Consider the following 15,290-nt stretch of genomic DNA (forward strand, 5'->3'; position numbering starts at 1 on the left):
ATCATGGCATTTGAAGTACTGATGCCCCAGCTGGGCCTGACCATGGAGGAGGGCACCGTCTCCCAGTGGATCAAGCACGAGGGCGATGAGGTAAAGGCCGGCGATGTGATTCTGGAGATCACCACCGACAAGCTGACCAACGAGGTGGCCAGCGAGCACGACGGCGTGCTGCTGAAAATCGTGGCCCAGGAGGGGGAGGACATCCCCGTCAAGGGACTGCTGGCCTATATCGGCCAGCCCGGAGAGAGCCTCTCTGGCGGAGAGGCCGTTGGCGGAGCGTCTGCCCCTGCCCCTGCCGCGGCCCCTGCGGCTGCTGCCGCTCCCACCGCTGCTCCGGCTCCTGCGGCCGCCGCGAACGGCGCCCGCATCCGCATCTCCCCCCTGGCCCGGAAGACCGCGGCCAAGCTGGGCGTGAACTATGCCGGCATCGCCGGCACCGGCCCCTCCGGCCGGATCGTCCTAAAGGACATCCTGGCCGCCTCCGAGATCCAGAAGAACGCTCCCGCCGCTGCCCCCGCCCCGGCTCCTGCCGCCCCCGCCGCCAAGGCCGGCTCCCTGGAGCTGATGGAGGGCGACACCGTCATCAAGCTGGCGGGGATGCGCAAGGTGGTGTCCCAGCGGATGTGGGCCTCCCACAACGAGATTCCGCCGGTGACCCAGAACATCAAGGTGGACGTCACCGCACTGATGAAGTTCCGCAAAATGCTGCTGGCGGAGACCGGCAAGAAATACTCCGTCAACGACCTCGTTTTGAAGGCCACCGCCAAGTGCCTGCGCCAGCACCCCGAGATGCTGGTGAGCCTGGACGGCGAGCAGATCATTCAGCGGGCCCACGTGAACCTGGGTATGGCCGTGGCGTTGGACGCCGGACTCATCGTCCCCGTGATCCGGGACGCCGACAAGCTGAGCCTGGACGCCCTGTCCGCCGCAGCCAAGGATCTGGCCTCCCGGGCCAAGGAGAACAAGCTGGGGGCCGACGAGTACAAGGGCTCCACCTTTACCGTGTCCAACTTGGGCATGTTCGGCATTGAGACCTTCACCCCCATCATCAACCAGCCGGATGCCGCCATTCTGGGCGTGTGCGCCATTCACGACGAGCTGGATCTGGACGGCGAGGGCAAGCTCTTCAAAAAGCAGGTCATGCGTCTCTCCTGCACCCTGGACCACCGCCTGCTGGACGGGTCCGTTGTGGCCAAGTTTGAGATGGACCTGCGGGATCTGCTGGAGAAGCCCATGAGCATTCTGCTCTGATAGGAGGAACCACCAATGGCTTTTGAAGTGAAAATGCCCCAGCTGGGGCTGACCATGGAGGAGGGCACCGTCTCCAAGTGGATTAAGCATGAGGGCGACGCCGTCAAAGTAGGCGATGTGATTTTGGAGATCACCACCGACAAGCTGACCAACGAGGTGGCCAGCGAGGCCGAGGGCACTCTTTTGAAGATCGTGGCCCAGGAGGGCGAAGATGTGCCGGTGAAGGGCACTCTGGCCTGGATCGGCCAGCCCGGAGAGGCGATTGGCGGAGCTCCGGCTCCCGCCGCCCCGGCAGTCCCTTTCGCGCCGGCTCCCGCCGCTGCCGCGGCAACTGCCGCGCCTGCGGCGCCTGCAAAACCCGCCGGTGATACGAGCGTGATCGTCATCGGCGGCGGCCCCGGCGGGTATGTGGCCGCTATCCGGGCGGCCCAGCTGGGCGCCAAGGTGACGGTCATTGAAAAACAGTACCTGGGCGGCACCTGCCTGAACGTGGGCTGCATTCCCACCAAGTGCCTGCTGCACTCCGCCGAGCTGGTGGAGGACATCAAAAATCAGGGTAAGGAGATCGGCGTGGAAGTCGAGGGCGTCAAGGTCAACTTCCCCCAGGTCATCGCCCACAAGAACGACATCTCCAAGAAGCTCACCTCCGGCGTGGCGGGCCTTCTCAAGATGAACAAGGTGAAGAAGATCGACGGCGAGGCCAGCTTCGTCGGGGAGAAGAAGATCTCCGTGAAGAAGCCCGACGGCAGCGCGGAGGAGATGACGGCGGACGCCATCATTGTGGCCACCGGCTCTGTCAACTCCGTGCCCCCCATCCCCGGCATCAAGGAGAATCCCAACTGCATCGACTCCACCGGCGCGCTGAGCCTGGAGGCTCTGCCGAAGTCCATGGTGGTCATCGGCGGCGGCGTCATCGGATTGGAGCTGGCCTGCGCCTACGCGGCCTTCGGCACCAAAATCACTGTGGTGGAGGCCATGGACCATATGCTGCCCATGCTGGACGGCGACCTGACCAAGATCGGCGTGGCCCACATGAAGAAGATGGGCATGGAGTTCAACCTGGAGTGCCCCGTGCAGTCCGTTGAGTCCAGCCCGGCGGGTGCGAAGGTTGTGTGCAAAAACAAGGCCGGCGAGACCGTCAGCTTTGAGGCGGAGAAGGTGCTGGTGGCCATCGGCCGCAAGGCCAACACCGCCAGCCTCAACCTGGAGGCCGGGAAGATTGCCAATGACCGGGGCCGGATTATCGTCAACGACAAGATGGAGACCAATATCCCCGGTGTGTACGCCATTGGCGACTGCGTCATGGGCCGCGCCCAGCTGGCCCACACCGCCAGCGCCATGGGCGAGGTGGCGGCGGAGAACATCTGCGGCCATGAGGCGTACTACGACGAGAAGACCAACCCCACCTGTGTCTACATTGAGCCGGAGGCCGCGTCCGTGGGCCTCACGGAGGAGCAGTGCAAGGCCCAGGGCATTGAGTATAAGGTTGGCAAATTCCCCATGAGCGCCAACGGCAAGGCCTTGATTATCAACGGCGGCGAGGGCCTGGTGAAGATCATCGCCGGCAAGGAGTACGGCGAGATCCTGGGCATGCACATCATCGGGCCCCGGGCAACGGACCTGATCGCCGAGGGCGCGCTTGCCATCGGCGAGGAGATGACTCTGGATGAGATCATCGCCACCATCCACTCCCATCCCACGGTCACCGAGACCATGCGGGAGGCCGCCCTCCAGGCCGAGAAGCGGGCCATCCACACCTCCAACAAATAAAGCGGCTGAGAAGCTCGTCAGAACAGCCAGGACAGCAAAGAGCCCCGAAGATGTGATACCTTCGGGGCTCTAAGCTAAAAGAAGACCGGTTCGACGGGAAGGAGGGGTGTGCGCAGGTCCCCCAGGCGGGGCTCCCTGCGGGACCCTTTTTCAAAATGTTACTGTGAAAGGAGTGTCTTGCCATGGAGGGAACCATGCGCGGCGTCTGCAAAATGGCGCCGGGGAAGGGCGCGGAGTACCGGACGGACCTTCCCATCCCCCAGACCGGAGACGATGAGGTGCTGATGAAGGTCCATGCCTCCGCCATCTGCGGGACGGATCTGCACATTTACGGCTGGAACGAGTGGGCCGCAAACCGGATGAAGAATCTTCCCATTGTCTTCGGCCACGAGACTGCCGGAGAGATTGTGGAGATCGGAAAAAACGTCACAGGCTTCCAGGTGGGGGACCGGATCTCCGTGGAGACCCACATCCCCTGCAACCACTGCTTCCAGTGTGAAAATGACCGGCGTCACATCTGTGAGAACATGAAGCTCTTCGGCGTCACGGAGCCGGGGGCCTTTGCCGAGTACGCCCCGGTGCCCAAGGACTGCATCGTCCGCCTGGGAGACGGCGTCTCCTATGAGATGGGGGCCATGCTGGAGGCCATGGGCGCCGGCGTCCACGGCGTGGAGAAGGCGGAGGTCCGGGGCAAGGCGGTCCTGGTCAGCGGCTGCGGCCCCATCGGATTGATGGTGGCAGGAGCCTGCAAAGCCCACGGGGCCAGACGGATCATCGCCTGCGACATTCTGCCGGAGAAGCTGAAGCTGGCGGAGGCCATGGGGGCCGACGTCACCATCAACAGCATGGAGACGGACATCGTCCAGGCCGTCCGCAGGGAGACCGGCGGCGCGGGGGCGGACGCCGCCATTGACATCACCGGGAACGGGAGGGCCATCGTGGCGGGACTGCGGGCCCTGCGGAAGGGGGGCCGGATGGTCTCCGTGGGCCTGCCCAGCGGAGAGATTCCCGTGAACCTCACCGAAGACATCATCTACCGGGAGATCCAGTACACCGGCGTCTCCGGGCGGCAGATGTTCGCCACCTGGGACGACTGCATGGAGATCTTGCAGTCCCCCGGCTTCTCCCTGGAGCCGGTGATGGGCGGACGGTATCCCCTGGACGGCTTTGAGGATGCCCTGGCGGCCATTCAGGGCGGCGCGCCGGGAAAGATGCTGCTGATTCCGTAAATCGACGATAGAGGAGGCAATGCTGATGCAGTATTCCAAGGAATTTTTGCTGGAGATCCACAAAAACCTGCTGGAGACCCGTCTCTTGGAGGAGAAGATGAAGGACCTCTACGCCCAAGGCCGGGTGCCGGGCCACGTCCACAGCGGCGTGGGCCAGGAGGCCGCCTATGTGGGCACGCTGTCCACCCGGAAGCCGGGGGACTACTTCAAGCTGACCCACCGCCCCACCGCCATGCCCCGGATGCTGGGCACGCCGCTGGAGATGCTCTTCGGCGAGCTGCTGGCCAAGAAGACCGGCAACTCCGGCGGGCGGGGCGGCAGCCTCCACATCGGCGAACTTCGCACCGGCGTGCTGGGCATGTCCGGCACGCTGGGCTGTGACGCCGGTGTGGCCGTGGGCGCGGCCCTGACCCTGGACATGGAGGGCCGGGACAACATCGTCTATATGTTCATGGGAGACGGCACCTCCAGCCGGGGCCCGGTGTATGAGGCAATGAACCTGGCGGCAGCCTGGAAGCTGCCGGTGCTGTTTGTCTGCGAGAACAATCAGTTTGCCATCTCCACCCACGTCTCCACCAGCATCCCCGTGGAGAACGCCCTGGCGGACCGGGCCGCGGGCTACGGTATGCCCGCCCGGGTGGCCGACGGCACGGATGTGCTGGCGGTGTACGAGGCGGCAAAGGAGATGAGCGAATACGTCCGCGACCGCAAGGGCCCCGCGGTGCTGGAGTGCAAGGACTACCGCTGGAGAGGCCACTTCGAGGGCGACCAGTGCGCCTACCGGGACGGTGCCGTGGCGAAAGAATGGATGGAGAACCGGGACTGTGTGAAGAACCTGGAGGCCATGCTGGCCCGGCAGGGCGTGCTGACGGCGGAGGAGGCCGCGGCGCAGCGGAGCGCCTTCGACGCGGAGATGGAGGCGGCCATCGCCCAGGCGGAGGCCGCGCCGTCCATGACGCCGGACGAGATCTACGACGGGCTGTACGCCTGAGAAGGGGGGAGAGCGAGATGAAGGTTCCATATGTAAAGGCCATCAACGACGCGCTGAAAGAGGAGATGCGCCGGGACGGCAAAATCGTGGTCTACGGCGAGGATGTGGCGGAGTTCGGCGGCATCTTCGGCGAGACCCGGGGACTGCTGGAGGAGTTCGGCCCCAAGCGGGTGCGGAACACCCCCATCGCGGAGACCGCCATTGTCTCCTCCGCCGTGGGCGCGGCCATCACCGGCCTGCGGCCCTGCGTGGAGCTGATGTACGCCGACTTTACCATGGTGGCGTTCACGGAGATCTTCCACCTGGTGGGCAAGTGGCGGTATATGCACGGGCCGGAGTACAAGCTGCCCCTGGTGATCCGGTGCGCCTCCGGCGCGTCCAACGGCGCGGGGAGCGAGCACTCCAACGTGGTGGAGAGCCTCTTCATGCACGCCCCGGGGCTGACCATTATCACCCCCTCCTGTGCCTATGACGCCAAGGGGCTTTTGAAATCCGCCATCCGGTCGGACAATCCGGTCCTCTTCTGCGAGCCCAAGCAGCTCTACCAGGCGAAGCAGGAGATCGCCGATGATGTCTACGGGAGCGATTACACCATTCCCATCGGCGTGGCCGACGTGAAGCGCCCCGGCAGGGACGTGACCCTGGTGGCCATCGGGCTGATGGTGCCCCGGGCCCTGGAGGCGGCGGAGAAGCTCTCCGCCGAGGGCATCGAGGTGGAGGTCATTGACCCCCGGACCCTGGCCCCTCTGGACACGGACACCATCTACCAGTCCATCCGGAAGACCCACCGGGCCGCCATTGTGGAGGAGAGCGGCAAGACCGCCGGCATCGGCGCGGAGCTCATCGCCCGGTTCCAGGAGGAGCAGTACGACGAGCTGGACGGTCCCGTGGTCCGCATCGCGGCGCTGGATGTGCCCATGCCCTACAACATCCCCATGGAGAAGTATGCCATCCCCGATGTGGAGCGCATCTGCGCCTCCATCCGGGCCATGATGAAGTAAGCGCATGGCACGGAGGAAAAATCAGGAAGGAGGAGCCGTCAGGCGGGGGAGACCCGGCCGGGAAGGCGGCGAGGAAAACCGATGCGTATTGATATTCCGATGCCAAAGGCGGGTCTGACCATGGTGGAGGGCACCATCAGCGAGTGGAAGGCCGCCGAGGGGGCCCTGATCCAAAAGGGCGACGCCATCATGGAGTACGAGAACGAGAAGAACACCATTGAGTACGAGAGCGTCCACGGCGGCTACCTCCACATTCTGGAGCCCGCCGGGGAGACGGTGGAGGTGGGCAGGCCCATCGCCTGGGTCACGGAGACGAAGGAGGAATACGACGCCCTGACGGGCGGCGGGGCTCCGGCGGCTGCGGAGAGCGCCCCGGCGGCAGTTCCTGCCCGGCAGACGGCCCCTGCTCCGGCGGAGGCGCCTGCACCCCAGGGCCGGCGTCATGTCCGGGCCACGGGCCTTGCCCGGAAGATGGCCCGGGAGGCGGTGATCGACCTGGCAGACGTTCCCGCCGGCAGCGGCCCCGACGGGCGGCGCGTGGCCGCCAGGGATGTGACGGCCTATCTGGAGTCCCGGAGGGCCGCGCCCGCCGCGGCTTCCGCCGTCCCGGCGGCGGTGGAGGACGAGGTCACGGCCATCCCCTGGACCGGCGTCCGCAAGACCATTGCCCGGAACATGATGACCAGCCTCCAGCAGTCCGCCCAGTGCACTGCCATGTGCGAGGTGGATGTGACGGAGCTGCTGGCCCTGCGGAGGAAGCTGGTGGAGGGAGAGGCGTACCTGGGCTGCCGGGTGACGGTGAACGACCTGCTCTGCATGGCCGTGTGCAAGGTGCTGAAAAACCACCCCACGGTCAACGCCACCTTTGACGGCAAGACGCTCTATTCCCACAAGCACGTCCAGCTGTCTCTGGCGGTGGCCACCGAGGGCGGGCTCATGGTGCCCGTCATCAAAAACGCGGACACCCTGACCCTGACGGAGCTGAGCCTTGCGGCCAAGGACCTGGGCCGGCGGGCCCGGGACAAGGCGTTGCGCAATGGGGAGCAGAGCTGCGGCACCTGTACGGTTTCCAACGTGGGCATGTTCCCCATCGACATGTCCACGCCGATCCTCAACCCGCCGGAGGTGGGCATCTTCGGCTTTGGCCGCACTACCCGCAAGCCCGGTTATCTCCCCGACGGCACCCTGGCCCCCCGGGAGATGATGTGGGTCTATCTGACGTTTGACCACCGGGTGGTGGACGGCCTGGAGGCGGGAAAGGTATTCAAGGACCTCCAGTACCTGCTGGAGCACCCCCAGCTGATTACGGCCTGATATTTGCCCCCTGCGGCTTCGAGCCGAGCGGGCGGGACAGAGAACGGAACCATAACCCAATACGAACATAATTTTACCCCCCTGACGCGGAGCCAAAACGCTTCGCGCCAGGGGGGTCCATTCAGGTCCAGAGCTCTGTGATGAACATGGGGCTGTAACCGTCTGGTCTTTGAAAGCCGCAGGACTGATAGAATCCGATCTCCTTGTCATAGGCCACCAGTACAATGCGAAGAAAGTTCCGGTAACGATCCTTCATCAGCTCGACCAGATGCGTTCCAATCCCCGTGTGCTGGTACTCCGGCCGCACCAGCAGGTAGTGGATGTACGCGGTCATGACGCCGTCGTCCATGGCGCACACCAGGCCGGCCAGGGTATCCCCGTCCCAGGCGGTGTACACCGTTTCAAAATGCCTCATGGCCTTGCGCAGCTTGTCCGGATAGTGGCCGGAGGACCACTCCACTGAGAGAAACAGAGCCTCCAGATCGTCCCGGCTCAATTCACGGGTATCGCGGTATTTGATCTCCATACCGGCCTCGTTCCGCCGCCCGGATCAGAGGTCGTTGCGGCACAGGTCCTCCAGGGACTCCCGGCGGACGGCCGCATAGCTCTCCTTGCCGCCCCGGAGCATGACGATGGGGGGGCGGGGCAGGCGGTTGTAGTTGGAGGCCATGGAGTAGTGGTACGCGCCGGTGGTGCACACCGCCACGATGTCCCCCCGGCCAACGCTTCGAGGGAGCTTCACGTGCTCCTGGATGATGTCGCCGCTCTCGCAGCAGCGGCCCACCACGGAGCACTCGAAGTCCGCGGCCTCGTTCATCTTGTTAGCCAGCAGGCAGGTGTACGGTGAGCCGTACAGGGCGAAGCGGGGGTGGTCCGGCATGCCGCCGTCTACGGAGACGTAGTTTTTGTAGCCGGGGATGCGCTTGACGGTGCCGGCGGTATAGAGGGTCATGCCTGCGTCGGCCACAATGCTGCGGCCCGGCTCCATGTGGATCTCCGGCATCTCGATGCCGAGGCGTGCGCAGGTCTCCTGAATGGCCGCGGCCACCTCGCCCACCTTGGTGTCCACATCCAGGAAGGGATCGCTGTCCACGTACCGCACGCCGTAACCGCCGCCCAGGTCCAGCTGGCGGGCCATGTAGCCGTATTTTTTCTTCATCTCAGCCACGAACTCCAGCATGATGACGGCGGCCCGCTCAAATACGTCCTCGGCAAAGACCTGGGAGCCCACGTGGCAGTGGAAACCCGCCAGATCCACATGGGGCTGCTTCAGGGTGAAGGCGGTGATCTCCTCCGCCTGGCCGGTCTCGATGGCGCTGCCGAACTTGGAGTCCACCTTTCCCGTGGCAATGGCCTCGTAAGTGTGGGGGTCGATGCCGGGGGTGAGGCGCAGGAGGACCGGCTGTTTGATATTCCGCGCGCCGGCCTCGGCCTCGATGACCTTGATCTCCTCCACATTGTCGGCCACAAAGCAGCCGATGCCGTGGTCCAGCCCATAGCGGATGTCCTCGTCGGTCTTGTTGTTGCTGTGGAAGTAGGCCCGGCTCAGGTCGTAGCCCGCCTGGAGGGCGGTGTAGATCTCGCCGGAGGAGACCACGTCGATGCCCATGTTCTCCTCCCGCATGATCTCGTAAATGCGCTTGCAGGAAAGGGCCTTGCTGGCGTAGAGGGGGCGGGCCTTATCGCCAAAGTGCTTGCGGAAGGCGGCGGTGTAGACCCGGCACTTCTCCCGGACCCGGTCTTCGTCCATCAGATACAGGGGCGTGCCGTACTGCTTGGCCAGGTCCACCGTATCCTGCCCGGCGAAGAGGAGATGGCCATTTTCGGCCGTAGTGATGTTGTCGCAGATCATAGGATGCTTCCTTTCTCTTTTGTTGTGCCGGGGGATGGACGGGGGCCAAGGCTCAACCACACCCTGGCCCCACCCATGCCCGCAAGGGGAGAAAAGGGGCGCTTTGAATCAGCCGGCGGACTTTTTGGCAATAGCTTTGTCCAGCCAGTCCTTGCCGTCGGCGAAGCGGGAGACAATGTAGCAGACCACATAGTCACCGGCGGAGTTAATCATAGTGGCGGGGGGATCTACCAGGTTGCCGATGGCCACCAGAATTGGGAAGGCGATTTCAATATTCTGGGGGAAGAAGATGGAGCAGATGATATACTCACCGATGTAGCCGCCGCCGGGGACGCCGCTCATGCCCACGGAGCTGAGCACAGCCACCAGGACCACGGGGACCAGCATGCCCCAGCTGAAGTCCTGGCCCAGGGCGCCCAGGACGAAGGCGATCTTCAAAACGCAGGAGAAGCAGGAGCCGTCCATGTGCATGGTGGCGCCCAGGGGGCAGACCATCTCGGCCACGTCCTTGGAGATGCCGGTGTCCTCCGCCTCGGTGAGGTTGGTGGGAATGGTGGCCACGGAGGAGCAGGTGCCCAGAGACACCACGGCGGGCTTAGCAATATGACTGAACATGGTCTTGATGCCGTGCTTGCCGCCGCCGAACCAGGCGAAGAGGGGGAAGGCGGTGAAGATGTAGATAAAGCACAGGGGATAGTACACCACCATGGCCCGTCCGTAGGACTCGGTGATGGCGGAGCCGTAGGTGGCCATCAGGTCGGCGAAGATGGCGAAGAAGGCGATGGGGGCGTAGTAGGTGATGATCTGCACGAACTTCATCATGACGTCGGTGAGGCCGCTGAGCCACTTGCCGACGATGCTGTCTGCGCCGCCGGAGAGGTTGGTGGCGAAGCCGAACAGCACGGAGAACACGATCAGGGGCAGCATGGCGCGGCGGCTCAGCAGACCCACAAAATCGCTGGCGGTGAAGAAGTTGACGATCATGTCGGAGATGGAGGCGTACTCGCCCAGCTCCTCAGTGGGCAGCTCCGTCCAGGGGGCGAGCACCGGGGGGAAGATCTTCATCAGGGCGAACATAATCACGGCGGCAATGGCGCCGGTGATGACGAAGGTGGCCACGGTGGTGCCCATGATCTTACCGGCCCGTTTGCGGCTGCGCATGTTGGCCACAGACCCGGCGATGGAGGCGAAGACCAGGGGGACCACCACGCAGAACATCATGTTGATGAATACAGTGCCCAGGAAGCTGATCTTGTTGCCGAACTCAGGGGCGAACCAGCCCACGACGCAGCCCAGCACCATGGCGCCCAGCATGATTGCCAGGAACCGGTAGTTTTTCGCAACAGCTTTTTTGTCCATAATGACTCCTCTCAATTTCTCTCATTTGCGAACAGATTTGGTTGATTTTTCTGCGGCATCCGCCCGGCTGCTGCCGGGGAAGACCTCCCTTGCGGTTTGGATTCTGGTGTCAATATAAGCAAAAAGAATGCCAAAACCGCGAAGGAAGATGAAAGCTGTCGAATAAAACAAAACCGGTGTCTGGAATTTTACAGATAAAACAGAGTTTTTCCGATTTTAAGCAAAATATAAACAGGAAGTTCTGAAATCAGAGCGAAAAGAGTTCTGATTTCAGAACTGCATTTCCTGAAATCAGAACTCCTTACAAAAAACGGAAATCCGTCTACTCGATTTGATACTCTTTCAGCTTGCCGTAAAACACGGTCTTGGACAGCCCCAGCTCCTCCATGGCCCGGGCGCGGCTGCCGCCGCACTGAGCCAGAGTCTGGCGGATGATCTTCTCCTCCTCCTGCCGCAGACGCTGGCGCAGGGTCATACGAACGGGGGTCTGCTCCAGGCGGATGTGCTCGGCATAGATGATGTCGGACTCGGAGAGGGCCGCGGCGCTCTCCAGCACATTTTCCAGCTCCCGGATATTTCCCGGCCAGTCATAGGCCAGCAGCTTGTTCACCGCCTCCCCGGAGAGGACCTTTTTGGGCATGTCGTATTTTTGGAGGATCTTTTCCATCAGGTGGTCGATGAGGAAGTAGACGTCCTCCTGGCAGTTTCGCAGAGAGGGCAGCTCCAGAGAGAAGGCGCTGAGGCGGTAGTACAAGTCCTGCCGGAACTGCCCGGCGGCCACCTTGTCCCGCAGATTGCAGTTGGTGGCGGCCAGGATGCGCACATTGACGGGGATCAGCCGGGTGGAGCCCACCCGGCAGACGACCTTGTCCTGGATGGCCCGCAGGAGCTTTGCCTGGATGTCCAGGGGGATCTCGCCGATCTCATCCAGGAAGATGGTGCCGCCGTCCGCCTCCTCGAAAAAGCCGGCCCGGCCCTTGGGGTCCGCCCCAGTGAAGGCGCCGCCGGCGTAGCCAAACATCTCGCTTTCAAAGAGGGAGGGGGCGATGGTGGAGCAGTCCACGGTGACGAAGGCACCCTTCCGGGGCTGGGCCCGGGAGAAGGCCCGGGCCATGTAGCTCTTGCCGGTGCCGCTCTCCCCGGTGATGAGCACGTTGCAGTCCAGCTGGGAGAGCTTGTAGGCCCGGTGGCGCACCTCCGCCGTGGCGGCCCCGCCGCCGAAGAGGGCGGCAAAGGCGGCTTCCTCCGGCCGGGAGGCCTGCTCCCGCTCCCGGTACCGCCGCTCGGCGGATTTGATGGCGTTGTTCCGCTCCTGGATGGTGACCCGGATGTCCTCGATGTTCCGGAACTTCACGATGACGCCGCTGAGGGTCCCGCCGCTGTCCGTGACGGGCAGGATGGAGGCCACCAGCTCGTAGCCGTTGATCTCGTAGGGCATGTCCCGGAACTCCGGGGCCTGGCCGGTCATCACCTGCTCCAGGTGCCGCTCGAACAGCGTCCCCTCGAAGAACTCCCGGAAGTAGTACCCCGTCACCTTGATCTCGGAGCCGGGGCTCTTGCCGGTGAAGGGCGCGCCCCGCAGCAGGCTGCCGATGCCCTCCTTCCGGGCGGAGTAGCCCTTCTCCTCCCAGAATTTCACCTGGCCGGTGTTCCCGTCCAGCACCACCAGCTGGCCGATGCACCAGAAGTAATCAATGGTATATGTAACCTCTCCCACAGTCACCGCGGCCTCCCTGCCGTCGATGAAAATCCGGATGGAAATGCCCTCCCAGGCGGTGGACAGCTCCAGCGTCTCGGCGTCCCCGCCGGGCAGGAATTTGTAGACCGGCTTGCTGTCCGGTGTGTCGTAGCGGCCTACCGCCGCCAGCCGGTCCCCGGCCCGGAGCTTCCGGTCGCGGATGTTCAGCCGCTCCAGGTCGGCGGGGGAGAGGTTTCCGTCGTCGGCGCCAATGGAGGTGTCGGCGATAATGACCAGATCCCCGCGCTCCAGCCGCCCGGGGCCATGGGAGTGCCGGCTGTGGTTGAACAGGCCGAAGTAGTCCTTGGTCTGTTGGTTGATGTGGGTGATGGTGCCCTCCCGGTCCAGGGTGAACATGGCCTGGGAGGAGGCCTCCATCACGCTTTGCAGCATATCCATATCCCGCGTTCCTTTCCGCCGCTCCAACTTGTCCTGCAATCCCCGGTTTCGCTTCTTTTTCTCATTATTTTCGGGAACTGCTCTAGGCCATGCACCCTATGGGGCTTGTCCGGCGCCCGGAGTTTTGATGATTGCCAAAGCTTATGCTTCCCGTCCGGCCCTGTCAGAACCGGCGGCCGCTTCCCCGCTGTGGGCCAGCCGCCACCGCAGGCCGGAGTACCGCCGCTGCTGGCGGTCGTTGGCAGCCATGGAGCGGAGGACGGCGTCGTCCCCCACCACCACCAGCAGCTCCCGGGCCCGGGTCAGGGCGGTGTACAGCACCCCCCGCACCATCAGGGACTGAGCCGAGGGCATGGCCGCCAGCACCGCGCAGCGGTACTCGCTGCCCTGGGCCTTGTGGACCGTCACGGCGTAGGCCAGCTCTAGCTCGCTGAGCTGCTCTGTGCCGTAGACCGCCCGCCGCCCGTCGTCAAAGGCCAGCTCCAGCAGCTCCCCGGAGGGGTCGATCTTCTCGATCCGCCCCATGTCGCCGTTGAAGATGCCGCTGCCCACGGAGCCGTCCTCTTTTTCCCAAATCACGTCGTAGTCGTTCCGGGTCTGCATGACCCGGTCCCCCTCCCGGAACAGCCGCTCCCCCCAGAGGAGTTCCCGCTTGTCCGGCGATTTGGGATTCAGCGCCTCCTGGAGGCAGCCGTTGAGGCGGATGGTGCCGCTGGGTCCCTTGCGCATGGGGGAGAGGACCTGGATCTGGTCCGCCGGAATGCCCATGCCTCCCGGCAGGCGGGTTTTGCACAGCTCCACCACTGTGGAGACCGCCCGCTCCGCCTCCCGGCGGCAGAGGAAGAAAAAGTCCCCCTGGTTGTTGGCGAGCGCCGGCGGCTGGCCCAGGTTCACGGCGTGGGCGTTGCGGATGATGGCGGACTGCTCCGCCTGGCGGAATACCTCCCGCAAAAACACCGTCTCCACCCGGCCGCTGCGGATCAGGTCGGAGAACACGTTCCCCGCCCCCACGGAGGGCAGCTGGTCCGCGTCCCCCACCAGCACCAGCCGGGTGCCGGGCCGCAGGGCCCGCAGCAGGGCGGAGAACAGCGGCAGGTCCACCATGCTCATCTCGTCCACGATCACCGCGTCCGCCTCCAGGGGCTCTTTCTCCGTCTTGGAGAACACCGGTTCCCGGGTGTTTTCGTCCCACTTTACCCCCAGCAGGCGGTGGATGGTCTGTGCCTCCATATCGGAGAGCTCGCTCATGCGCTTGGCCGCCCGGCCTGTGGGGGCCGCCAGCACCATGTCCAGCCCCATCCGCCGGAACAGGGCCACGACGCCCCGCACGGTGGTGGTCTTGCCGGTGCCGGGGCCTCCGGTGAGGATCAGCACTCCCTCCCGGGCCGCCAGCTCCACCGCCTGCCGCTGCTGGGGGGCGTAGGCGACCCCCTGCTCCTCCTCGATCTCCCGGACCGTCTGCTCCGCGGCACGGCTCTCGTCGGCCTCCGCCGCCAGCAGGACGTTCAGCCGCGTACAGGCAGAAAGCTCCGCCTCCCACAGCCGCCGGAGGTAGCAGGCGTCCACCTTGGCCACATGCTCCTGCACCACCGCTCCCCGCTGGATCAGCGCGTCCAGGGCCGTCTCCACCGGCTCGGCGGCGCAGTCCAGCAGGCGGCAGGTGGCGTCCAGCAGCTTGTTTCTGGGCAGGAAGACATGGCCGTTGTTCTCGTTGTGGCTCAGCTCATAGATCACCGCCGCCTCCACCCGGCAGCCGCTGTCGGCGGAGAGGCCCAGACTCATGGCGATCTCGTCGGCGGCGGAGAAGGCCACGCCGCACCCGTCGTCCGCCAGCAGGTAGGGATTCTCCCGCACCATCTCCAGGGCGGCTGCGCCGTACAGCCGCCGCAGCCGCATGGCCAGCACCGGCGGCAGCTGGTACTGGGCCAGAAAGGCCATCAGCCGCCGCAGGCCCATGTGCTGTTGGAAGCCCTGGGCGATCTCCTGGGCCTTCTTGGCGGTGATGCCCTTGATGGTGTTCAGCCGCTCCGGCTCCCGCTCCAGGATGTCCAGGGTCTCCGCTCCGAACCGGTCCACAATGCGCCGTGCGGTGGCAGGGCCTACACCTTTACAGATACCGGAGGAGAGGTAGCTGAAAATCTCCTCCTCGTCCTCCGGCAGGGACCGCTCCAGCTCCGTGGCCCGCAGCTGTTCCCCGTGCTGGGGGTGGGTCTCCCATGCGCCGGAAGCCGTCAGATGCTCCCCCGGAGCCACGCAGGGGATGCACCCCACCACGGTGACCACCTCTCCCTCCAGCGTCAGGAGGCGGAGGACAGTATAGCCGTTTTCCGGATTTTGAAAGATGACGCTATGTACAGTCCCCTCGCAGCAGGTCAGTTCTTCCATG

General features: G+C 64.5%; 11 protein-coding genes. 6 read left to right on the top strand and 5 right to left on the bottom strand.

The genetic code is table 11. The features are described from left to right. The first annotated feature begins 3 nt into the window (after window positions 1-3). From C816_RS00965 to C816_RS21445, 6 genes are all read left to right on the top strand, one after another. Complete coding sequence (locus C816_RS00965) at window positions 4-1,251, top strand: dihydrolipoamide acetyltransferase family protein (RefSeq protein WP_016320528.1); 1,248 nt, start codon at window positions 4-6, stop codon at window positions 1,249-1,251. A gap of 15 nt (window positions 1,252-1,266) precedes the next feature. Then, on the top strand, window positions 1,267-3,021 hold the full coding sequence (lpdA, locus tag C816_RS00970) for a dihydrolipoyl dehydrogenase (RefSeq protein WP_016320529.1): 1,755 nt from the start codon (window positions 1,267-1,269) through the stop codon (window positions 3,019-3,021). 182 nt (window positions 3,022-3,203) lie between these two features. Beyond that, entirely contained in the window at window positions 3,204-4,250 is a 1,047-nt protein-coding gene (locus C816_RS00975) for a zinc-binding dehydrogenase (RefSeq protein WP_016320530.1), read from the top strand. Window positions 4,251-4,275: 25 nt separating this feature from the next. Beyond that, the gene (locus C816_RS00980; protein WP_016320531.1) at window positions 4,276-5,241 is read left to right on the top strand and encodes a thiamine pyrophosphate-dependent dehydrogenase E1 component subunit alpha; all 966 of its coding nucleotides are present in this window, start codon (window positions 4,276-4,278) and stop codon (window positions 5,239-5,241) included. Between the two features lie 17 nt (window positions 5,242-5,258). Next, entirely contained in the window at window positions 5,259-6,242 is a 984-nt protein-coding gene (locus C816_RS00985; RefSeq protein ID WP_016320532.1) for an alpha-ketoacid dehydrogenase subunit beta, read from the top strand. Between the two features lie 81 nt (window positions 6,243-6,323). Further along, window positions 6,324-7,556, top strand: coding sequence for a dihydrolipoamide acetyltransferase family protein (locus C816_RS21445; protein ID WP_051147025.1), 1,233 nt, complete (start codon window positions 6,324-6,326; stop codon window positions 7,554-7,556). A 121-nt stretch (window positions 7,557-7,677) separates the two neighbouring features. On the opposite strand, the gene C816_RS00995 is transcribed toward C816_RS21445, so the two are convergent. The 5 genes from C816_RS00995 to C816_RS01015 all read right to left on the bottom strand — a co-directional run bounded on the left by C816_RS00995 (window position 7,678) and on the right by C816_RS01015 (window position 15,289). After that, window positions 7,678-8,082 carry a GNAT family N-acetyltransferase gene (locus tag C816_RS00995; protein WP_016320534.1) on the bottom strand — a complete coding sequence of 135 codons (405 nt, stop codon included), beginning with the start codon at window positions 8,080-8,082 and terminating at the stop codon, window positions 7,678-7,680. A 24-nt stretch (window positions 8,083-8,106) separates the two neighbouring features. Next, on the bottom strand, window positions 8,107-9,408 hold the full coding sequence (gene lysA, locus C816_RS01000) for a diaminopimelate decarboxylase (RefSeq protein ID WP_016320535.1): 1,302 nt from the start codon (window positions 9,406-9,408) through the stop codon (window positions 8,107-8,109). A 108-nt stretch (window positions 9,409-9,516) separates the two neighbouring features. After that, window positions 9,517-10,767, bottom strand: a complete 1,251-nt coding sequence (locus C816_RS01005; protein ID WP_016320536.1) for a dicarboxylate/amino acid:cation symporter — start codon at window positions 10,765-10,767, stop codon at window positions 9,517-9,519. A gap of 322 nt (window positions 10,768-11,089) precedes the next feature. Continuing rightward, entirely contained in the window at window positions 11,090-12,904 is a 1,815-nt protein-coding gene (locus C816_RS01010) for a sigma 54-interacting transcriptional regulator (RefSeq protein ID WP_016320537.1), read from the bottom strand. A gap of 141 nt (window positions 12,905-13,045) precedes the next feature. After that, on the bottom strand, window positions 13,046-15,289 hold the full coding sequence (locus C816_RS01015) for an SF1B family DNA helicase RecD2 (RefSeq protein ID WP_016320538.1): 2,244 nt from the start codon (window positions 15,287-15,289) through the stop codon (window positions 13,046-13,048). Window position 15,290: the final 1 nt, after the last annotated feature.

Origin of the sequence: Oscillibacter sp. 1-3 (assembly GCF_000403435.2) — a bacterium.
Taxonomy (GTDB): Bacteria; Bacillota; Clostridia; order Oscillospirales; family Oscillospiraceae; genus Oscillibacter.